Source organism: Gilliamella sp. B2838, from assembly GCF_026536185.1.
Lineage (GTDB): Bacteria > Pseudomonadota > Gammaproteobacteria > Enterobacterales > Orbaceae > Gilliamella.
On the sequence record NZ_JAFNOO010000005.1, the window covers coordinates 20,945 to 41,428 of the forward strand.

General features: G+C 36.2%; 22 protein-coding genes. 12 read left to right on the forward strand and 10 right to left on the reverse strand.

The window, feature by feature from the left end:
- The first annotated feature begins 168 nt into the window (after window positions 1–168).
- The 7 genes from J3U63_RS06880 (at window position 169) to flgL (ending at window position 6,597) form a co-directional block, all read left to right on the forward strand.
- Window positions 169–885, forward strand: a complete 717-nt coding sequence (locus J3U63_RS06880; protein WP_267334081.1) for an RNA polymerase sigma factor FliA — start codon at window positions 169–171, stop codon at window positions 883–885.
- A gap of 178 nt (window positions 886–1,063) precedes the next feature.
- Window positions 1,064–1,384 carry a flagellar transcriptional regulator FlhD gene (flhD, locus tag J3U63_RS06885; protein ID WP_141671490.1) on the forward strand — a complete coding sequence of 107 codons (321 nt, stop codon included), beginning with the start codon at window positions 1,064–1,066 and terminating at the stop codon, window positions 1,382–1,384.
- A gap of 12 nt (window positions 1,385–1,396) precedes the next feature.
- Window positions 1,397–1,999 carry a flagellar transcriptional regulator FlhC gene (gene flhC / locus J3U63_RS06890; RefSeq protein ID WP_267334080.1) on the forward strand — a complete coding sequence of 201 codons (603 nt, stop codon included), beginning with the start codon at window positions 1,397–1,399 and terminating at the stop codon, window positions 1,997–1,999.
- Window positions 2,000–2,063: 64 nt separating this feature from the next.
- Window positions 2,064–2,954, forward strand: a complete 891-nt coding sequence (motA, locus tag J3U63_RS06895; RefSeq protein WP_267334079.1) for a flagellar motor stator protein MotA — start codon at window positions 2,064–2,066, stop codon at window positions 2,952–2,954.
- Window positions 2,951–3,847, forward strand: a complete 897-nt coding sequence (gene motB / locus J3U63_RS06900) for a flagellar motor protein MotB (RefSeq protein WP_267334078.1) — start codon at window positions 2,951–2,953, stop codon at window positions 3,845–3,847. Before motA ends, motB begins: the two co-directional genes overlap by 4 nt.
- Before the next feature lie 143 nt (window positions 3,848–3,990).
- Window positions 3,991–5,634, forward strand: coding sequence for a flagellar hook-associated protein FlgK (gene flgK / locus J3U63_RS06905; protein ID WP_267334077.1), 1,644 nt, complete (start codon window positions 3,991–3,993; stop codon window positions 5,632–5,634).
- Between the two features lie 15 nt (window positions 5,635–5,649).
- Complete coding sequence (flgL, locus tag J3U63_RS06910) at window positions 5,650–6,597, forward strand: flagellar hook-associated protein FlgL (RefSeq protein ID WP_267334076.1); 948 nt, start codon at window positions 5,650–5,652, stop codon at window positions 6,595–6,597.
- Between the two features lie 122 nt (window positions 6,598–6,719).
- On the opposite strand, the gene flgJ is transcribed toward flgL, so the two are convergent.
- The 9 genes from flgJ to flgB are packed head-to-tail and all read right to left on the reverse strand — an operon-like array spanning window position 6,720 to window position 13,939.
- A complete protein-coding gene (gene flgJ / locus J3U63_RS06915; RefSeq protein WP_267334075.1) occupies window positions 6,720–7,745 on the reverse strand; it encodes a flagellar assembly peptidoglycan hydrolase FlgJ in 1,026 nt (341 codons plus the stop codon).
- Between the two features lie 15 nt (window positions 7,746–7,760).
- Entirely contained in the window at window positions 7,761–8,870 is a 1,110-nt protein-coding gene (locus J3U63_RS06920) for a flagellar basal body P-ring protein FlgI (protein WP_323849470.1), read from the reverse strand.
- An 11-nt stretch (window positions 8,871–8,881) separates the two neighbouring features.
- Window positions 8,882–9,568: a flagellar basal body L-ring protein FlgH gene (locus J3U63_RS06925; protein ID WP_065799319.1), complete on the reverse strand. Its 687-nt coding sequence runs from the start codon at window positions 9,566–9,568 to the stop codon at window positions 8,882–8,884.
- A 14-nt stretch (window positions 9,569–9,582) separates the two neighbouring features.
- Window positions 9,583–10,365, reverse strand: a complete 783-nt coding sequence (gene flgG, locus J3U63_RS06930) for a flagellar basal-body rod protein FlgG (protein WP_065633064.1) — start codon at window positions 10,363–10,365, stop codon at window positions 9,583–9,585.
- 20 nt (window positions 10,366–10,385) lie between these two features.
- Window positions 10,386–11,141: a flagellar basal body rod protein FlgF gene (locus J3U63_RS06935; RefSeq protein ID WP_267371068.1), complete on the reverse strand. Its 756-nt coding sequence runs from the start codon at window positions 11,139–11,141 to the stop codon at window positions 10,386–10,388.
- A 14-nt stretch (window positions 11,142–11,155) separates the two neighbouring features.
- On the reverse strand, window positions 11,156–12,367 hold the full coding sequence (flgE, locus tag J3U63_RS06940) for a flagellar hook protein FlgE (protein WP_267334073.1): 1,212 nt from the start codon (window positions 12,365–12,367) through the stop codon (window positions 11,156–11,158).
- A 15-nt stretch (window positions 12,368–12,382) separates the two neighbouring features.
- On the reverse strand, window positions 12,383–13,102 hold the full coding sequence (gene flgD, locus J3U63_RS06945) for a flagellar hook assembly protein FlgD (protein WP_081297424.1): 720 nt from the start codon (window positions 13,100–13,102) through the stop codon (window positions 12,383–12,385).
- 13 nt (window positions 13,103–13,115) lie between these two features.
- Window positions 13,116–13,520 carry a flagellar basal body rod protein FlgC gene (gene flgC / locus J3U63_RS06950; protein WP_065633067.1) on the reverse strand — a complete coding sequence of 135 codons (405 nt, stop codon included), beginning with the start codon at window positions 13,518–13,520 and terminating at the stop codon, window positions 13,116–13,118.
- Window positions 13,521–13,528: 8 nt separating this feature from the next.
- Window positions 13,529–13,939, reverse strand: coding sequence for a flagellar basal body rod protein FlgB (flgB, locus tag J3U63_RS06955; protein ID WP_065633081.1), 411 nt, complete (start codon window positions 13,937–13,939; stop codon window positions 13,529–13,531).
- Between the two features lie 155 nt (window positions 13,940–14,094).
- On the opposite strand from flgB, the gene flgA reads away from it, so the two are divergent.
- The 5 genes from flgA to flhA all read left to right on the forward strand — a co-directional run bounded on the left by flgA (window position 14,095) and on the right by flhA (window position 18,962).
- Entirely contained in the window at window positions 14,095–14,754 is a 660-nt protein-coding gene (flgA, locus tag J3U63_RS06960) for a flagellar basal body P-ring formation chaperone FlgA (protein ID WP_267334072.1), read from the forward strand.
- Window positions 14,755–14,836: 82 nt separating this feature from the next.
- On the forward strand, window positions 14,837–15,136 hold the full coding sequence (gene flgM / locus J3U63_RS06965; RefSeq protein ID WP_267334071.1) for a flagellar biosynthesis anti-sigma factor FlgM: 300 nt from the start codon (window positions 14,837–14,839) through the stop codon (window positions 15,134–15,136).
- 23 nt (window positions 15,137–15,159) lie between these two features.
- Window positions 15,160–15,594, forward strand: a complete 435-nt coding sequence (locus tag J3U63_RS06970; protein WP_267344723.1) for a flagella synthesis protein FlgN — start codon at window positions 15,160–15,162, stop codon at window positions 15,592–15,594.
- 132 nt (window positions 15,595–15,726) lie between these two features.
- Complete coding sequence (gene flhB / locus J3U63_RS06975; RefSeq protein ID WP_267371070.1) at window positions 15,727–16,857, forward strand: flagellar biosynthesis protein FlhB; 1,131 nt, start codon at window positions 15,727–15,729, stop codon at window positions 16,855–16,857.
- A gap of 17 nt (window positions 16,858–16,874) precedes the next feature.
- A complete protein-coding gene (gene flhA, locus J3U63_RS06980; protein ID WP_267371072.1) occupies window positions 16,875–18,962 on the forward strand; it encodes a flagellar biosynthesis protein FlhA in 2,088 nt (695 codons plus the stop codon).
- A gap of 107 nt (window positions 18,963–19,069) precedes the next feature.
- Here the strand turns inward: flhA and J3U63_RS06985 are convergent, their stop codons facing one another.
- The gene (locus J3U63_RS06985; protein WP_267334067.1) at window positions 19,070–20,458 is read right to left on the reverse strand and encodes an NCS1 family transporter; all 1,389 of its coding nucleotides are present in this window, start codon (window positions 20,456–20,458) and stop codon (window positions 19,070–19,072) included.
- Window positions 20,459–20,484 lie beyond the last annotated feature (26 nt).

The following is a 20,484-nucleotide window of genomic DNA, read 5'->3' on the forward strand; positions in this document are numbered from 1 at the left end:
TTAGTCTAAATTTTTCTGGTTACTCTAATTTTGAACTTAGCAATAACGGTTTAATTTCCGTTATTGCTAATAATGCCAAATACCTATTATTTATTACGCTATTCTCGCCATTAAATTAACCGATTATCACCATAATACCATCAGGCATTTTTTACATTGGTTCATAAAATGAATGATAAGCTTTATAACTCACAAGGTGTAATGAATGAAGCTGATTGGCAAAAATATACTCATTTGGTTCGTAATGAAGCACTAAAATTAGCAGTACGTTTACCTACAACAGTAGAGCTTGATGATTTATTACAAGTTGGTTATATCGGTTTATTAGACACAATAAAACGTTATGATGCATCACAAGGTAATACGTTTACAACCTTCGCCATCCCGCGAATCAAAGGCGCCATGTTAGATGAGTTACGTAGTCGAGATTGGCTACCTAGACAAACACGCAAAAAAATTAAAGATGTCACTCAGGCAATTCATCAACTTGAACAGCAGTTAGGTGTTGCACCAACTGATCAACAAATTGCCAATTACTTACAATTATCTCTAAGCGAATATCGAAAAATATTATTAGATTCCAATTATAGCCAACTATATTCTTACGACGAAATACAAAAAAAACTTGGTGACAGTTTGGATGCGATGATTGATTATCAAGATGATAACACGCCTTTTTCCAACATCATTAACGATGAAATGCGTAATATCATTATTGAACAAATAGAAAAACTGCCAGAAAAAGAAAAAATGGTGTTGGCGCTTTACTATCAGGAAGAGCTCAATTTAAAAGAGATTGGTAAAATTATGGATATTAGTGAGTCACGAGTCAGCCAATTACACAGCCAAGCAATAAAAAGAATACAAAGTAAAATTAGCTTATAAAAAAAAGCTAAATAAAATTTAATTAATCGAAAATAAATTGAAATTATTTTTTTATTGATTTTTTTCGTTTAAAAATGTAATTTTAAGCATAAAAAAATATTTCTAATAAAAATTTATTTATTTCGCACTTTTTAATGCGAATTTTACTGAATAGGGATTGGTGATTAAATTGGGTAATATATTAGATGACGATATTCTTAAATGCATACATCATTTGAATCTTTCAACATTACTACTAAGTCAACGCATGCTTGAAAAAGATAAAGTAATGGCGATGTATCGACTAGGTATTGATGAAGAAACAGCAGACATGCTTAGTAATCTCAGTGCTTCTCAAATGTTAGTGTTGTCTGAAACCAACCAATTAACATTTAAATTACGTTTTGAAAATTCAGAAATGATGAAAAAACTAACCGAAGAATCTCGTGTGAGTGACATTAAGCAGATGCATACGGGAATTCTTTTATCTAGTTTACTATTAGATTCAATCAATAAGTAATAGGAAATTAGGATGAGATGCACAAGTATTATTCAAAAATATAAGGAAGTTCAACTGGCCATTCGACTAATTTCGTTAGGTGCTAGAATTCAAATGCTGGAAAGCGAAACCAACTTAAGTCGTGGTAAATTAATCAAATTATATAAAGAGATCCAAGGTTGTCCACCTCCTAAAGGATTATTACCCTTTTCGACCACCTGGTTTATGACATGGGAACCCAATATTCACTCTAGTATTTTTTATAATGCTTATCACTTTTTGGTGAAACATGGTACCAAACCCGGCATTCAATCAATTCTAAAAGCCTACCAACTGTATTTAGAGCAATGTCCGTCTTATAATGAAGAGCCAGTTTTAGGACTTACCAGAGCGTGGATCTTAGTCAAATTTGTTGAAAGCAATGTAATGCAACAATCATGCTGCAAAGCATGTAAAGGGCGATTTATTACCCATGCTTATCAACCGCATAATAGTTTTATTTGTAGTTTATGCCAACCACCGTCAAGGGCAGAAAAAAATAACAAAACACAGAAAGAAAACCATGCAAAATGCTTACAAGTATTATCAATACCCAATGGTTTTAATTCGATTATTGCAAAACAAATGACAGCTTAAATCAACATTATAAAAAAATAAGCATAGTTAATCACGATCAGTTTATGGAGAAAAAGGAAAGCCAATGCTCATCATTGTAGGATATATCGTTGTTATCGCTTCTGCCCTAGTTGGGTATGTACTTAGTGGAGGGTATTTAGCCGTACTTTTTCAACCGTTAGAATTTCTAATTATCGGCGGAACCGCTATCGGTGCATTTATTGTCAGTAACGAAAAAAAAATCATTATCGCTACACTTAAATCGTTAGGTCAATTATTTAAGACATCAAAATATAATAAAACATTGTACTTAACTCTGATTAATTTAATGTACACCATTTTAACTAAAGTTCGCCAAAATGGCGGATTATCTATTGAGGCTGATATTGATAACCCGAAAGAAAGTGAACTATTTAAAGCTTATCCACTTATTTTAGCAAATCCTCAAATCTGTGATTTTATAACAGATTATTTGCGATTAATGATTAGTGGCAACATGGAAGTATACGAAATTGAAGCATTAATGAATGAAGAAATTGAAACCAAGTTACATGAATTAGAAAAACCAGTCGATGCCATTTCAAGTGTAGGCGATGGCTTACCCGCATTTGGTATCGTTGCAGCCGTTATGGGGGTTATTAATACGTTAGCACAAGCTGACAGACCGGCAAGCGAATTAGGAGAATTAATTGCTCACGCGATGGTAGGAACGTTTTTAGGTATATTACTCGCCTACGGTTTTGTTTCACCTTTAGCTGCACTTTTAAGACAAAAAAACGCCGACAGTGTAAAAATCTTGGAATGTGTCAAAGTGATATTAATTGCAAGTATGCATGACTATGCCCCTCAAATTTGTATTGAATTTGGACGTAAAACCATATTTTCTCATGAAAGACCTTCTTTCTTTGAATTAGAAAAATACCTACAAGAAATCAAAGAAAAAAATACTCAGCAAACAGAAAACAGTGAACAATGAAAAACAACTCAGTAAAAATAATTATCTCTAAAAAAAAATCTGGGCATAGTGGTGGGCATCATGGTGGTTCTTGGAAAATCGCCTATGCCGACTTTATGACCGCTATGATGGCACTATTTTTAGTCATGTGGTTAATTGCTAAAGCTAGCCCTCAAGAATTACAAGGCATTGCTGAATATTTTAGAACCCCTTTAATACTGGGGCAAAATGGCGGAAAAAACCTCAGTGATAGTGAAAGTCCAATACCTGGCGGTGGCGATGATTTTCACAAAAAAATAGGGGAAGAAAACAATACCACCTTGCATCAAGACCTGACTGATTCTGAGAAAAAACAGGTTGAAAAATTACAGTTAATCGAAACCGCACGCAAAATTAATGAAGTATTTGAACTCGATCCACGACTTAAAAAATTAGCGGCAAATTTAATTATAGAATTGACTGAAATGGGGTTACGAATCCAAATTTTGGCTAGCGATGATAAGCCCATGTTTGATGTCGGCAGTGCTGTGATTCACCCTAATATGCAAGAAATTTTAAATGCATTAGCACCAATCATTAATTCACTACCTAACAAAATTACGCTATCGGGTCATACCGATGAACGCCAGTATATCACAGGTGATCGGGGTTATAGTAATTGGGAGTTATCAGCTGACAGAGCAAACTCATCAAGAAGAGAACTGATTGCTGGTGGCTTAGATTCAAACAAAATTATTCGTATTATTGGATTGGCTGATACCGTAAGCTTAAATAAACCCAATTACAGTAATGATGCCAATCGTCGTATCAGTATTTTAATCCTAAATAAATCAGCACAACAATATATTGAAGATGAAAATAATATGACTGGCATTGATTTTTTAAAACAATCACAAAAAATTCAATCCGAGTAATGCAGCATAAAAAGTTTTACCAAAAATCAGCGTTGTTTAATTTTGCAAAAAATAATTAAAGTTTTTAGCAATTAATCCGATATAGACAATATTCGTTTAGTTAATTATTGCGTGACTAACTAACACTATATTTGGGAGTTTTTATGTCAAATTCATTGATGAATACTGGTATTAGTGGATTAAATGCAGCACAAAATATGCTTAATGTTATAAGCAATAATATCAGTAATGCACATACTACGGGTTATAATCGACAACAACAAATTTTAAGCCAAGCAAATAGTACTAAATATGGTTTTGGTTTTGTTGGTAATGGTGTGTGCGTCAGTGCTGTTAATCGAGCCTTTAATGGATTTGTTGTTGGACAATTACGCCAAGCACAGTCACAAAATGGTTCAATAAAAGCGTATTACAATGAATTATCTAAAGTGGATAATTTATTAGCTGAAAATGAAAATAGTATTGCATCACAACTCAATAATTTATTTTCTAGCTTAAATAAACTTTCATCAAATGCCGCTGACGCTGCAACTAAGCAAACGGTGATTAGCGATCTCACTTCACTAGTAAATCAATTTAATAAAACCGAATTAAATTTAAAAAATCAAATTGCCAATATTAATACTGAACTAAGCAATAACGTTAATCAAATCAACGCTTATACCAAACAAATTGCAGAACTAAATCAAAAAATTTCAAAACTACAGGCTGTGGGTGAAGCAAACCAACCTAATGCGCTGCTTGATGAACGCGATCAGCTAGTCAATGAATTAAGTGAAATTATCGGCATCACTGTCACCGAACAAAATGGTCAATATAATATTTCGCTTAGTAATGGCTTAAATTTAGTACAAGGTGCATCAGTTAATCAACTATCAGTACAACCTTCAACAGATGACCCTTCTTTAAATACAATTATTTACACTCATCCTTCTGGTGCGACTCAAGAACTCACAAGTCAACATATCACATCAGGCCGATTAAATGGATTATTAACTTCTCGTGATGGACCACTCCTAGAAGCACGTAATCAATTAGGTTTAATTGCATTAAATTTAGCTGAAAGATTTAATCAAGTCCATATGTCAGGTGTTGATATCAATGGTAATGCTGGCGAAAAATTATTTGATTACAATGCGCCTAGCAGTATCGCCAATATTAAAAATCAGGGAAATGCCACGGTAACCATTGATTATCAATCAGTTAAGGATGTTAAAGCGTCTGATTATAAAATCGAATTTAATGGTAGTGATTGGATAGTAACGCGATTATCGGACAATCAGCAAATCACGCCTCAAGTTGAGAATGGTGCATTAAACTTTGATGGTTTATCAATAAAAATCACAGGTACACCAGTTAATGGCGATTCGTTTATGCTTAAACCGGTTGCTAATATTGCTTCGTCATTACAATTGTTGGTAAAAGATGTTAATCAACTTGCTACTGGGCTTGCCGATGACGAAAACGGGACTGGTGACAATCGTAATGTGGCAAAATTTTTAGAGATACAAAATGAAAAATTAATTAATGGCACCAAAACATTAAACAGCGCTTACAACACCTTAGTAAGTTATATTGGCAGTGAAACGCATACCGCCAAAATTTCTCTGCAATCCAACCAAAATATTACAGATCAGATTTATGAGCAAAATCAATCTATATCAGGGGTTAATATTGAAGAAGAGTATATTTCGATGCAGGTTTATATGCAGTATTATCAAGCTAATGCAAAAGTAATTGATGCTGCAACAACACTATTCGATACCATCTTAGGTTTGGCTAATTGATAAAAGGGTTTAATAATGCGAATTAGTACTAATTCAATGTATCAAAAAAATTTAAATAGTATCTTAAATACTAACAATAAATGGCAAAAATCTGGATTACATTTAGCAACAGGTAAGAAAATTTTAACACCTTCAGATGATCCGATGGGGGCATCACAAGCACTGATCCTTAAACAAGCACAGTCGAAGAACGATCAATTCCAAGCAGCACGCGAAAGTGTTGATAAATCATTAAGCCGACAAGATACGATTTTAAAAGAAGTTAATACCGTCATTCAAACTATTCAAGAAACGTTAGTTTATGCCGGAAACGAAACATTAAATGACGAAAACCGCCAAGATCTTGCCAACAAATTACAAGGTTTAAAAGATCAACTTATTTCATTAGCCAATGCTAAAGATACCAATGGTAATTATTTATTTGCCGGTAACAAAAACGACACACCACCATTTGTTGTTGATGAAGCAGGTAAAGTCAATTATGTGGGTGGAACATCACAAATTAACGTTTTGATTGATGACACGCGCGAAGTTTCACTTAGTTTTACCGGTGCACAAACCTTTATGAGTGGCGCCAATCCAAACCAACCTGATGCACCAAGCGACATCTTTGCCAGCCTAGATTATGCGCTTGATGCGTTAAATATGAAATTAGACAATAACGATGAAGATGCCATTAAGCAATTTCGAGCAGGATTAACTCAAGCAAGTTTAGGGATTGATAATGCTTTTGATAACATATCAACTTTAAGAGCGGCTGGCGGAACAGTATTAGCAGAAGTAGAAAGATTATCGGCTTTAGGTGACAGCTTAGATATTGAATTTGAAACCCAAATCAGTCAAATTGAAGATGTCGACTGGTATGAAGCAATTTCAGATTATGTAATGTTACAGGCAAATTTACAAGCTGCGCAATATACTTTTATGAATATGCAAAGTATGTCTTTATTTCAAATGAAGTAATTAACTATTTTTAATAGTTGTACTTTTGTTGCAATCATCATCAGTAAGACATCTCTAAAAATTAAAGGCGGGTTTACCCGCCTTTTTGATTATAGCAACTCGCGCCAACAACCAAAGTGCGCTTAGTTAAAAGCAATTTGTTTAAAACCACGGGTGGATATCGATGGTATTGTTGCTGCAATTTGCTCAATACGACCAATAATTTGAATTAGTTTATCACTATAGTTTGGATCGGTAGCATAATTTGCCGCTTGTAATGCTTTGGCAGCTGAGCGAGCATCAGGCGCATTAACCACAGCACGATAACGAGGACTTTTGGTTAATAAATTGAGATAATCAGTCAATGCATGTTGTTTACTGTTATAAACTTTAAATTCATCCTGAATTTTTATCATCCGATTATTCACAAATTCTTGAGTGGTTAAGCGCGTTGAACTACCTTTCCAGGCAGGCGTCGCTTTAATCCCAAAGTAATTGTGACTGGTGAGATTATCTGCTGTTTTAATTTCCTTTTGCCCCCAGCCCGTTTCTAATGCTGCTTGTGCAATTATAACTTCATAAGGAATACCAGAAATCCCCGATGCTTGCTTAGCGGGTTTAAGCCACTGTTGCACGAAGGTTGTAACATGATCAGCATCAAGATCTTGGCGTGTAGTGTCAAAAGCTAACTCATTTGACTTAAGTTGTGATGCATTGTCTGCCTTATGTTGATGATACAGCATTTGCCCTAATGCTTGAGGTGAAAGATGCGAAGTATTTTCAGAAAATAAAGATTGAGCCAATTTTAAATTAGGATGTTTATTATTGCTATTAGACTGCATGTTAATCTTGGCTGCATCAGGTGAAGACTTGGTTAATTGTTGAGTGAGCATATTGGCTAATCCCAATCCTTTACCTGCAGATTGTTGTGCTATTTGCTGATCAAACATCGAGGTAAACAGCTGAGTGGCTGCACTAGTAAATAATCCCCCTTCTGGTACAGCCTTACGCATTGATTGCATCATCATATTAATAAAAAGTGTTTCAAATTGTTCGGCAACTTGTTTGATACTATCATTTGCACCGGTTGTCACATTTCGTTTTAAATGATGCAAACTCGATAAATCATAAGCAAAACGGTTAAAACTCTGGCCAATTTTATTATTCATCTTCAATTTTCAAATTTAAATTGTTTCTAATGCTGCATGCAAACAGCCTGCGGTTTTTAATGCTTCAAGTATTGACATCAATTCGGTTGGGGTGGCGCCTAATACATTTAGCGAATTAATCACATGTTTCAAATCTGTACCTGAAGCGAGATTATGTAGTGCCCCACCATCTTGCGTTATACTGACTTGATCATCAGGGATAATAGCAGTTGCACCGCCTGCTAATGGCGTGTTGGGTTGACTGACTTTTAGTTTATTATTGACCACAACAGATAAGTTACCATGTGCGACTGCACAATTATCTAATTTTACTTTTTGATTCATCACCACAACACCGGTTCGCGTATTTATCACCACTTTAGCTGAAATTGGCGTCACACCAATTTCTAAATTTTGAATTTGTGATAAAAATTTCACCCTTGCTTGGCTGTCTTTGGGCATAGATAGGCTAACAGTAGTCCCATCTAAAGCGACCGCTGTATTTTTTTGTAACTTATTAATCGCATCAGCAATTTTCAACGCTTGGGTAAAATCAAAATGGTTTAGATGCAAATACATTGTATTTTGTTCATCTAATCGCGTTGCCAATTCGCGTTCAATTGTCGCACCATTTGGAATGGTTGCGCCTGACATTTGATTAATACTCACACTGCTATTTTTACTGTTTGCGCCCATGCCGCCAACAAAAAGATTGCCCTGAGCAATGGCATAAACTTGATTATCTGCCCCTTTTAACGGCGTCATAATCAATGTTCCGCCTCGCAAGCTTTTAGCATTACCCAGTGAGGACACCACCACATCAATTTGCTGTCCCACTCGGGCGTAAGAAGGCAATTTTGCTGTTACCATCACCGCAGCCACATTTTTAAGCTGCATGTTGCTGCCCGATGGCACCGTAATACCGAGTTGAGAAAGCATGTTAGTGATACTTTGAATAGTAAATGGAGTTTGCGATGTTTGGTCGCCAGTACCATCAAGCCCCACAACCAAACCATAACCCACTAAAGCATTTTCTCTGACACCTTGAATAGAGACTAAATCACGTATACGCTCAGCATGACTCAGTGGCATACCTGCGATCATTGTCAAACTAAAACAGAGAATAAAACGCAAATTTTTCAGCATAACACTACTCATTAAAATGGAGAAAAATTAAAAAATAGACGCTGCAACCAACCCATGGTTTGTGCCTCGTCAATGTAACCATTACCGACATACTCAATACGCGCATCAGCAACTTGTGTTGAAATAACCGTATTGTTGCCACTAATAGTTCTTGGATTAACCACACCTGAAAATCGAATAAACTCGGTGCCTTGATTTATAGCTATTTGTTTTTCACCAATGACTTTTAAATTACCATTGACCATGACATCTTGAACCGTCACTGTAATCGTGCCGCTAAAGGTGTTTTTTGCATTCGCCCCGCCAGACCCTTTAAAATCATTTGCACCAGAAATATCAGTATCAACTTTGCCTCGTCCAATTAGGCCATCAAGAAATTGCGGCACGGCTTTGACACTTAAATCGGTTGAACCGTTTCGCCCCGCATTGATTGATGAACTTTTACTGGCGCTTACATTTTCTTGTAACACAATAGTTAACACATCACCAATGTTACGAGGACGACGATCTTCAAACATCGGTTGATAACCAAAACTAGTGGGTTGTGAAGACTGATAAATCGAACCGGTTGAATTACCTATTACAGGCAGCATTGGTTCAATGCTTGTTTCGCCCTCAACTAAAGGTTTTTTAGGTAATTGGGCACAACCCAACAAAAGAAATACGGTTAAAATACCAAGATATCGCATTATGTTCATCGCATGATTACTGTTTAGAGTTGATTTAATCGTTGTAGCATTTGGTCTGAGGCCGAAATAGCTTTACTATTAATTTCATAAGCACGTTGCACTTGAATCATGTTAACTAATTCTTCAGCAACGTTGACATTCGATGTTTCTATATAACCTTGATATAACAAACCTGCGCCATTTAACCCTGGTGTGTTTTCAGTTGGTGCACCAGAACTTTCGGTTTCGAGGTAAAGGTTTTCACCAACACTTTCAAGCCCGGTATCATTAATAAAAGTGTGTAATGTTAACTGCCCGACTTGCACTTGTGTTGATTGATTAGCTAACGTGACATTGACAACGCCATCACGGCCTACGGTCATTTTAATTGCGTTTGATGGAATATTGATTGTTGGCTGAATTTCATAACCGGCCGCGGTCACTAGCTGTCCATTTTGATTGACTTGAAAAGCACCACTGCGCGTATAAGCTTGCGTGCCATCGGGCATTAAAACTTGAAAGAAACCTTGCCCATTAATAGCAATATCACTGCTATTGTCAGTTAATTCTAAATTACCTTGACTATGAATACGTTCAGTTGCAACCGGTCTTACTCCTGTACCAATTTGTAATCCAGAAGGTAAGGTGGTTTGCTCTGAAGATTGTGCACCTGGCTGGCGGATAGTTTGATAAAGCAAATCTTCAAAAACAGCCCGTTGCCGTTTGAATCCACCGGTACTAACGTTAGCCAAATTATTAGAAATAATATCCATATTCATTTGCTGGGCAGTTAAGCCTGTTTTGGCTATCCATAATGATTTAATCATGGTTGTTTTTCCTATTCCATTTAAGTTAATGATAAAATTTGATTGGCTTTTTGTGCATTTTCGTCAGCCGTCATAATCTCTTTCATCTGCATTTCAAACTGACGCGAGTGGCTAATTAAATTAACCATAGCAGCAACCGGATTAACATTACTGCCCTCTAAAACCCCTGACATCAATTTAGTATTAGGGTTATCTTGCATAACCGCGCCTCGGGTATCGCGTGTTGCTTGTGTTAATTGGAACAAGCCATTATCACCCCGTACAATTTCATTACGTTCAAGCTGTACTTTTTTTATTTTACCCACTTGCGCAATTGTCGTTGGCTGGTCACCCGCCCCCAAAGCCGATAAGGTTCCATCAGAACTAATAGTAACTTGTGAACCTTGGGGCACAGTTAATACATCATTATCACCGAGTAATGGATAACCTTGTACTTTAAGCGTGCCATTTTCATCAATCTCGATAGCGCCATTGCGCGTGTATGCTTCGCTACCATCAGGTAGTTGCACGGCCAACCAATGATCTTTTGCCAATGCAACATCTAAATCACGTCCGGTATAATTAAATGTCCCCATTTGCGAATCAAAGGTTGGTGTTGTCGCGGTAACCATAGTCCTTGTTGGTCTATCATTGCCAATGATAGGAACAGCTTTCATCGCTGTTAGCTGTGCTCGAAATCCTACTGTCGATACATTAGCAAGATTATTGGCAGTAATAGACTGCTGATGAAGTGTCTGACTCGCTGCTGACATAGCAGTATAAATAACGCGATCCATAAATAACCTTTATATCAACGAAGATTCACTAGTGTATTTAAGATCTGATCTTGAGTCTTAATTGTTTGTGAATTAGATTGGTAGTTACGTTGAGCAACAATCATATTGACCAATTCTTGACTCATATCGACATTTGATGACTCAACTGCGCCACTGGTTAATGCACCTAAAGTCCCCGAATTTGCAATACCGAGCACTTCAGCACCAGAATTAATGGTTGAGCGCCAGTTATTGTTGCCGGCTGATTCCAATCCATTGACATTGGCAAAATCAGCCATCGCAATTTGACCCAGTAACATCGTTTGTTGATTAGAATAGATACCATAAATCGAACCATCATCACTAATACTGTAACCGACTAAATCCCCCGGTGCATAACCATCGACCACAGGTGTTTTGATGCTGCCAACTTCCTTACCCATATTTTGTTGCGAGCTATTGGCTAATGATAAAGTAAAGGTATTATCAGCCGATCCGTTAAGTCCTTTAATATTAATCGTCATTTCAGGATTGCTAATGAGTTTTCCCGAGGAATCAAACTCCATCTGCCCAATTTTTTGTAAATTACTGCTCGGATCACTACCATCGATATAATGCACATCCCATTGATTGTCGGCAGTTTTGACATAAAAAAGCTGAACATTACGTTGATTACCCAATGAATCATAAGTAGTAACAGTTGTGGAATAATTGAACGTATCAGCATCAAGCGCATTGACAGGTTGTTTTTCAGGTATTTTGCTGTTTGAATTTAAATTGGTTTGTAACGATGCCTTGGTTGTCGCTGATGCATTTAACATTTCTTGCGAAATTTTAAGAGGTCCAGGCGCACTACCTTGTTGTACTTTGGGCGGTGTACCTGATGCCAGATAACCCGTTAATTGCAAACCATCAGCAGAAATAATATTGCGCTCAGCATCTAATTGAAATTGCCCATTACGGGTATAGTAAACTTGACCACTACTATCCACTAAACGAAAAAAACCATTCCCCGAGATAGCAACATCTAAACTATTATTGGTTGAAGTTGCGGTGCCATCATTAAAATTTTGCATAACAGCCGCCACTTTCACGCCCATACCGACTTTTGAGCCAGCATAAATATCGGCAAATGAAATACTCGCACTTTTAAAGCCTACTGTTGCAGAGTTAGCAATATTATTACCAATAACATCTAACTGTTTTGATGCGGCATTCATACCGCTAATTGCTTGAGAAAATCCCATATAAACTTTATCTCCCTAAAGAATTTGACGAACTTCGTCAATACTAATTGAACCAAGTATGCCTAAATCAAGTAAGACTTTATTATTCACTTGACTATTTATAACGCCATAAACGACAGAATAAGATAGTGACGTTGACGATACACTTTGCCCATCGCTTGTCGCCTTAACGGTAAAGGTATAACTGCCATCCGGGGCTGTTGTTCCATCATTAAGTTCACCATCCCAAGTAAAAGAGCTCACCCCAGCGGAAATCGAACCTAAATCAACTTCACGTACCACATTTCCATTTTCATCTTTAATGGTAATAACAACAGAATCCGCATCACGGGCTAATTCAAAACCAAATGGGGTAGTAATGGTTTCGCGCTCACCACCGCTCTCATCTTGTTCTGAGGTAGCAACCAAAATTTTATTACCTGGTACCATCACACCTTTACCAATCAGGTTACTGGCATTAACAGAAAGACTATCGTCAATTTGACCAGATACTACCCCTAATGTTGTGTTTAACCTTTCAATGCCAGCTAAGGTATTAATTTGAGCCAGCTGCGAAGTTAATTGGCTGTTATCCATTGGATTAGTTGGATCTTGATTCTTCATTTGAGCAATAAGCAGCGTTAAAAAGTTATCTTGCAACTCTTTACTTGAATTTGCTTCCGCTGCACTTTTTTGCATGGATTGTGGGCTTTTTATCGTTGATGATTCCGAAACCGGTACGTTAGACACTCCCATAAATGACTCCTTACTACTGTCCTAAGGTCAGTGTTTTTAACATTAAACTTTTTACCGTATTAATGACTTCTACATTTGCCTGATAACTGCGCGAAGCCGAAATCGTGTTAACCATTTCACCGACAATATCGACATTAGGTTTTTGAATATAACCTTGCTCATCAGCCAGTGGATGATGGGGTTCGTAAACTAAATTCATCGGAGTTGGATCATCAATAACTTGGGTAACTTTTACACCAGCAATGTGATTTTGATAGCCCTGATGATCAACACTAAACACCACCTGTTTAGCGCGATAAGCTTGACCTGAAGTACTGGTCACACTGTCAGCATTAGCAAGGTTACTGGCACTGACATTCATCCGCTGCGTTTGCGCCATTAAGGCTGAAGCTGAAATTGAAAAAATAGAGAAACTCATATCTATTGTTATCCTTGCTGTAATACTGACATTACATTCTTAAATTGTTCACCTAAAAAGGTTAAATTGCTTTGATAATGAATCGTGTTGTCGATAAATTCCGTGCGCTCTTGATCCATTTCGACAGTATTCCCATCAGCCGAAGCTTGATAAGCAATACGATAAAGAAGATTGGTATTGGTTGTTATAGGTGATTGAATTGCAATATGATTTTTGTTAGTCACTTGCAGTTTTACGCCATTAATATTATTTTGATTATTCAGTGCTTTGTTTAATTCAGCATTAAAATCAATATCTCTAGCCTGATAATGCGGCGTATCACTGTTAGCAATATTTGCAGCTAAAATCTGTTGACGTGTTTCACGTATATTTAATGCTTGTTGATGAAAATTCACAAATGTATCTAATTTATTCAGCATAAAAATCATCTCACCTTTATTGATGTTTTGAATTTTAAGTGAATCAAAAAAAAATCATCGTACAAATAACACCAAAAATTGTCCTTATTTCAACATTCAAACCATTTACGCATACAGTAAAATTCGACCATAAATAATTTTAAAAACAAGTAACTATGACATTTTTTATTAGATTGATATTTTGCATTTTTATACTATTAGGCTGGAAAACATCGTTTGCTGATGTACTTGATAATCAGATCCATCATTTTATTTTGGAACAATTGCAAGATAAAAAAATCGATCATATTGCGATTCGTTATCTAGCCGCTCAACCTGATTTAAACTGCCGTAAACCAACATTAAAATTACTAAGTAAAAATAAACTATGGGGCAACCTTACCCTGAGTGCAAAATGTAAAAATCAAACCAAATATATCCAACTCTATGTCGATGTGGTTGGCAGTTATATTGTTGCCAATCAAGCAATAAATGCCGACACCAAAATTACAGAACAACACATAACAGAGCAATCAGGTCAATTAGACAAACTCCCGGCCACAATCATTTTAGATAAAAGCCAAATTATTAACCATATTGCAATACGGCATATCGATCCACAAGAACCCATAAAAACTTCAATGATTAAGAGACACTGGCAGGTTAAAGCCGGACAACAGGTTAAAGTGATCATCAATGGAGATGGTTATTTAGTGGCAACTAAAGGTAAAACGTTGGCTAATGGTGCCTCGGGTGATTATATTCACGTTAAACTCAATACAGGCACGATTGTTGAAGGTATTGTCAGTGAGCAAGGTATAATAATTAATCAATAAATAAAATTAATGATTTTCAAATTTTTGCCGATAATAACATTAAACAAATCATTTAAATTTGAACTTCAATTAAAGGTATTTTATGAGTATAGATGCAACTAAATTGGTGACAACAATATCGGGACTACTCAGCCGTGAGGTAATCAATGAACAACAAAAAAATCCAAAGGCATCTGTACCAGAAAAAAATGATTCAACCACTTGCACTGACTTAAGGTTAAGTCAACATGTTATGGCACAATTGCAGTGCAGTGAGAACGATATTGATATCGAAAAAATAAAGACAATAAAGCAGGCAATTAGCAACGGTAGTTTAGTGATTAATCCAAGTAAAATTGCAGATGCGTTAATTCAACAAACTATTGAAGATATTAAAAGCTAATTCAAAACTGAAGGGAAATAAAAATGTTAGAATTAGACAACATTTTAGATAACGTCATCATTATGTTGCAAACATTATCCGACGTTCTTAACAATGAACAGCAAATATTGATTGAAAATAGTGCTATCAATCAACTCAATGCAGTTATTAACCAAAAAAACCAACTACTCATTGAGTTAAAATTACTCGACGAAAAGCGCATAAATTTTAGCAAACAGCATAATATCCAATCACCTTATAGTGAAAAAGCAAAGCTTGCTGATAAATGGCAATTTATTGTCAATACCACACAACAATTAGCGCTAATTAATCGTGAAAATGGCATGATTATTCAAAAACGTATGAACTTAACACAACAATCAATTGATTATTTAAAAAGCATTAATAATCCGGTTGTTTATACTAATCACGGTTATCAACAGACCGAAATTATTTCATCAAAACGCGCCAAAGTTTAGTGATAAAAGATATTATATGTTAGTAAACGCGATAAATACCCCGTAATTTAGGGTCTTTTCTAGCCAATAACTTTTTCGAGTTGAGTTCATACTGTCACTATTCTTATCCCCTAAATTTTATTTAAGCTCAATATGGCTGACGACAGTGATTTAGATAAAAGCGAACAACCCACAGATAGTAAAATCAAAAAAGCTAAAGAAAAGGGGCAGATTCCACGATCGCGTGAACTAACTTCGTTAATCATATTACTGGTAGGTATTACACTATTTTCGATGATCGGTGCCAATTTAGTTGGCAATTTGATCGTTATTATCAAAACAGCAATGAAAGTGTCTAATCATGTTTTGGATGATAAGCTAGTCATTTTTAATTTGGTTAATTTATTCACAGCTGGTTTTTGGTCTATTTTGCCAATTTTTTTAGGTTTAGTGATTGTAGCTATCCTAGCGCCGATTTGTGTTGGCGGCTTACTATTTAGTTTGCAATCAATTAAACCTAATTTTAAAAAACTCAATCCAATTGCCGGATTCGGTCGATTATTTAGTACGAAAATTTTTTCTGAACTACTCAAATCTATCCTTAAAGTCGTGTTAATTTCTGCTGCATGCGCACTTTTTTTATTACACCAATTTTCTACCATACTCTCATTGCCCAACATGTATTTAAGCAATGCGTTAGCAAAAGCCGCACAATTAATTATGATTTGTGGGTTATTTGCCGTCATATCTTTAATTCCAATGGTGGGGTTTGATATTTTTTATCAAATATGGAGCAATTTAAAAAAATTGCGCATGTCGAAACAAGAGATTAAAGATGAGTTTAAAGAGCAAGAGGGCAATCCGCAAATCAAAGGGCGCATTCGTCAAGTGCAACAAGCGATGGCAAGGCGCCGAATGATGAACGATGTAAGTAAGGCAAATGTGATTATCACCAATCCAACCCATTATGCGGTGGCTTTACACTATGATGAAAAAACTATGGCGGCCCCTAAATTACTTGCCAAAGGCACCGATAACACGGCTTTACGGATTAAAGAAATCGCCAGTGAACATGATATTCCACAATTAGAAGCACCACCACTTGCTCGCGCGTTATATCGTCACGGTGAAATTGGTCAAACCATTCCGACTGAACTTTATACCGCTGTCGCGCAAATTTTAGCTTGGGTGTATCAATTAAAACATTGGCGTAAACATGGTGGCAACAAACCAGCAAAACCCAATAACTTACCCATACCCGATTTTTTATCTGAAAATAAATAAAGGCAACCACTATTTTTATGATTAAATCTAAATTACTCAATATATTATCAATAAACGCATTAAAAACTGGTCATTATCAAATATTAGCCGGTCCATTACTGATTTTATTAATACTATCGATGATGATATTGCCCTTACCGGCATTTGTATTAGATCTGTTTTTTACCTTTAACATTGCTTTGTCGATTATTATTTTAATTGTTGCATTATTTACTAAGCGAGTACTTGATTTTGCTGCCTTTCCAACTGTTTTACTTTTTGCCACCTTATTGCGATTATCGTTGAATGTTGCGTCAACGCGCGTCGTGTTATTAAAAGGTCATACAGGTAGTGCTGCCGCAGGGCGAGTTATTGAAGCTTTTGGCCATTTCTTGGTTGGTGGTAATTTTGCAATAGGCATTGTGGTGTTTATTATTTTGGTGATTATTAACTTTATGGTTATCACCAAAGGGGCTGGGCGTATAGCCGAAGTGGGTGCGCGCTTTGCGCTTGATGGTATGCCAGGTAAACAAATGGCGATTGATGCTGATCTTAATGCTGGATTAATTGGTGAAGACGAAGCCAAAGCGCGCCGAGCCGAAGTCACGCAAGAAGCTGATTTTTATGGTTCGATGGATGGTGCCAGTAAATTTGTCCGTGGCGATGCCATTGCCGGCTTATTAATCATGGCCATTACCATTATTGGTGGTTTAATGGTTGGTATTATGCAACATGATATGACACTTGCTGATGCCAGTAAAACTTATGTCTTACTAACCATTGGTGATGGTTTAGTCGCTCAAATTCCCTCACTGATTATTTCAACCGCCGCAGGCGTGATTGTAACTAGAGTCAGCTCGCAAGAAAATATTAGTGAGCAGATGCTCAACCAGTTATTTAAAAATCCACAAGTATTAATTTTAACAGCGGCTGTGATAGGGCTACTTGGTTTAATTCCTGGTATGCCAAATTTAGTGTTTTTATTGTTTACCGGTCTATTATTGGCTATTGCTTGGTGGTTAGCTAAATATAAAAAAAATGAGGTTAAACAACAAACCAAACAAGTCAATGTCGATGCCACTACACCAAGTAATATTGAAGCATCTTGGTCGGATGTCAATATTGAAGATACTTTAGCGATGGAAGTCGGATATGGGTTAATTCCAATGGTTGATCAATCACAAAATGGCGAATTACTTGGTCGAATACGCAGTTTACGTAAAAAATTTGCACAAACTTTTGGATTTTTACCACCACAAGTACATATTCGTGACAATTTGTCCTTAGCCCCTTACCAATACAAATTATTTATAAAAGGTGGTGAAATTGGGCAAGGTGAAATTATGAATAATAAATGGTTGGCAATCAATCCAGGTAAAGTGGTAGAAACCATTGAGGGTATTGCAACAACCGAGCCGGCTTTTGGATTACCGGCAATCTGGATAGATGAAAGCAATAAAGAAAATGCACAAATATTAGGTTATACCGTTGTCGATACCAGCACCATGATTGCCACACATTTTAACCACTTACTACAACAATTTGCCAGCGAATTATTAGGCAGATTAGAAACCCAAGAACTGCTTGACCGCCTGAAACAAGAGGTACCTAAGTTAGTTGAAGATTTTATTCCAGAGGTTGTAACGTTAACAACCTTTCATAAAATACTACAAAATTTAATAGCGGAAAAAGTGTCTATTCGTGATATGCGCACTATTATTGAAACCATTTGTGAAAACGCACCAAATCAAAATGATGTTTATCAATTATTGAGTATAGTCAGGATTGCTTTAGGTAGAGTCATCACTCAACAATGGTTTGCAGGTAACAATCCAATCGAGGTGATTGGCTTAGATATCAATTTAGAACGTTTATTACTGCAAGCCATGCAAAATACCAGTCATGTTGAACCGGGGCTTGCCGAGCAAATCATTGAACAACTTAAACAAGCACTTCATCAACAAGAAGCAATCGGCGCGCCACCAGTATTATTAGTTAACCACTCACTAAGGCTGATGCTATCACAGTTTTTGCGACCTAATTTTCCACAATTGGCAGTATTATCTAATCTTGAAATTACTGATAATCGTGAAATTAAGGTGACATGCCAAATTGGCAATACCTAATAGAACATAACATAAATAAGCATTAAAATTGGTTGACTAGCGAAAGTCGCTAAAGCATAACTGAGTTAACAAAGATGATCATTATCAGTAATGATCATCATTCAATATCACTTATTACTTTTTTCAAAAATAGTACCTTTTCTAAATGGGGATTGTTTAAAGGCATATTTTGTTAATAGAATATAACTCAATCCACCAACAAAAAAGCCAATTAGCCACGATAAACTCACTTCACAAAACGCGGCAGCCGAGCCAATAAACATTGCTAAAATAGCAGCTTTATTAAAGCCTGCAAATTGACCATTTTTATTATAGAGTTCATTAATATCGACTTGTTGGCGCCTTAATAGATAATACTCTACAAGTAAAATTGCCACAATTGGCCCTAAGAACGCAGAATAGATCAAAATAAATAGGCCTAAGCCCTTGGCTGATGAGTCTTGCACTAAGATCCAAGGAAAAGAAGCAATGGCGAGTAACCCCGTGATCGTTACCGCTGATTTATATTTGACTTTAGTTAATAAACTAATCACATATGCCGGTGGAATAATATTTGCCACCATGTTAACTGCAATCGCCCCAAGTACAATAAATGACGATACCGCAACAGTAATATAAGAATTATCAACAACAATTGCAAAAGCTTTAACTGGGTTACTGTTGCCTGTCACCGATGCTAACATAGCACCAATTGTGATAACAAATCCATAGGCAATGGTGATAGGTACAAAATATAACAATCCGCGTTTACCGTTACTAATACCTGATTTGAGTTCGCGTGAATAATCCGCCGCACTCAAAAATATTGCAGCATAATTACCTAAAAACATCATAATAAAACCAAAAAATGGTAATCCCCAAGTTCCTTGAGTATTAATCCATTTTTCAATAATGACAGTTTGATGATTGCGAAGTAATAAAATAAAAGCATAGACAAGTGCGGATAGAATAACTAATGATATTAATATCTCAACCCATTTAATCGCATGAAAGCCATACAGTGATAACCCAATTTGTATAAATTGTAAAACCACAAAACAGATAAAGACATTATCAAAACTCTCATTGGATAGAATTTTGATAATTTCATTAAGTGCCGTGCCACCTATCCAACTTTGAAAGCCATACCAGACAATACCTGGAATACCACGAAGCAGTGAAGAGATTATCGAACCTTTTATACCAAATGACATTCTAAGTTGGACAACATAAGGAATGCCAGTACGGTAACCTAAGCGATCATTAAGTACAAAAATACTGGTAATAATTAAAATAGCAATCAAAGCCGCCATAAAAGTTTGCACAATATTCATAGTGGCAAAACCGGCAACCACTAAACTGGCACCTAAGGTCATATTGCCAAGATTCACACCATCACCAATCCACATAAAAGCATATGCCAAAGGATTAACCGTACGCTGTTGTGGTGTTTTGGGTAATAGTGATTTATCAATATTTAATTGGTTATTAGATAATTGAGGGCGATTATTATTCATTACCTATTCCTTTCGTACTTAACTTT

What these genes read in the sequence shown, in the direction of transcription:
- flhC (WP_267334080.1), top strand. Translation starts at nt 1,397, where the DNA reads ATGAGATGCACAAGTATTATTCAAAAATATAAGGAAGTTCAACTGGCC.
- motA (WP_267334079.1), top strand. Translation starts at nt 2,064, where the DNA reads ATGCTCATCATTGTAGGATATATCGTTGTTATCGCTTCTGCCCTAGTT.
- J3U63_RS06970 (WP_267344723.1), top strand. Translation starts at nt 15,160, where the DNA reads ATGTTAGAATTAGACAACATTTTAGATAACGTCATCATTATGTTGCAA.
- flgG (WP_065633064.1), bottom strand. Translation starts at nt 10,365, where the DNA reads ATGATTAAATCATTATGGATAGCCAAAACAGGCTTAACTGCCCAGCAA.
- flgA (WP_267334072.1), top strand. Translation starts at nt 14,095, where the DNA reads ATGACATTTTTTATTAGATTGATATTTTGCATTTTTATACTATTAGGC.
- J3U63_RS06925 (WP_065799319.1), bottom strand. Translation starts at nt 9,568, where the DNA reads ATGAACATAATGCGATATCTTGGTATTTTAACCGTATTTCTTTTGTTG.
- flgE (WP_267334073.1), bottom strand. Translation starts at nt 12,367, where the DNA reads ATGGGATTTTCTCAAGCAATTAGCGGTATGAATGCCGCATCAAAACAG.
- flgJ (WP_267334075.1), bottom strand. Translation starts at nt 7,745, where the DNA reads ATGAATAATAAAATTGGCCAGAGTTTTAACCGTTTTGCTTATGATTTA.
- flgK (WP_267334077.1), top strand. Translation starts at nt 3,991, where the DNA reads ATGTCAAATTCATTGATGAATACTGGTATTAGTGGATTAAATGCAGCA.
- J3U63_RS06935 (WP_267371068.1), bottom strand. Translation starts at nt 11,141, where the DNA reads ATGGATCGCGTTATTTATACTGCTATGTCAGCAGCGAGTCAGACACTT.
- flhB (WP_267371070.1), top strand. Translation starts at nt 15,727, where the DNA reads ATGGCTGACGACAGTGATTTAGATAAAAGCGAACAACCCACAGATAGT.
- flgL (WP_267334076.1), top strand. Translation starts at nt 5,650, where the DNA reads ATGCGAATTAGTACTAATTCAATGTATCAAAAAAATTTAAATAGTATC.
- J3U63_RS06985 (WP_267334067.1), bottom strand. Translation starts at nt 20,458, where the DNA reads ATGAATAATAATCGCCCTCAATTATCTAATAACCAATTAAATATTGAT.
- J3U63_RS06920 (WP_323849470.1), bottom strand. Translation starts at nt 8,870, where the DNA reads ATGCTGAAAAATTTGCGTTTTATTCTCTGTTTTAGTTTGACAATGATC.
- flgD (WP_081297424.1), bottom strand. Translation starts at nt 13,102, where the DNA reads ATGGGAGTGTCTAACGTACCGGTTTCGGAATCATCAACGATAAAAAGC.
- flgM (WP_267334071.1), top strand. Translation starts at nt 14,837, where the DNA reads ATGAGTATAGATGCAACTAAATTGGTGACAACAATATCGGGACTACTC.
- flgB (WP_065633081.1), bottom strand. Translation starts at nt 13,939, where the DNA reads ATGCTGAATAAATTAGATACATTTGTGAATTTTCATCAACAAGCATTA.
- J3U63_RS06880 (WP_267334081.1), top strand. Translation starts at nt 169, where the DNA reads ATGAATGATAAGCTTTATAACTCACAAGGTGTAATGAATGAAGCTGAT.
- flgC (WP_065633067.1), bottom strand. Translation starts at nt 13,520, where the DNA reads ATGAGTTTCTCTATTTTTTCAATTTCAGCTTCAGCCTTAATGGCGCAA.
- motB (WP_267334078.1), top strand. Translation starts at nt 2,951, where the DNA reads ATGAAAAACAACTCAGTAAAAATAATTATCTCTAAAAAAAAATCTGGG.
- flhA (WP_267371072.1), top strand. Translation starts at nt 16,875, where the DNA reads ATGATTAAATCTAAATTACTCAATATATTATCAATAAACGCATTAAAA.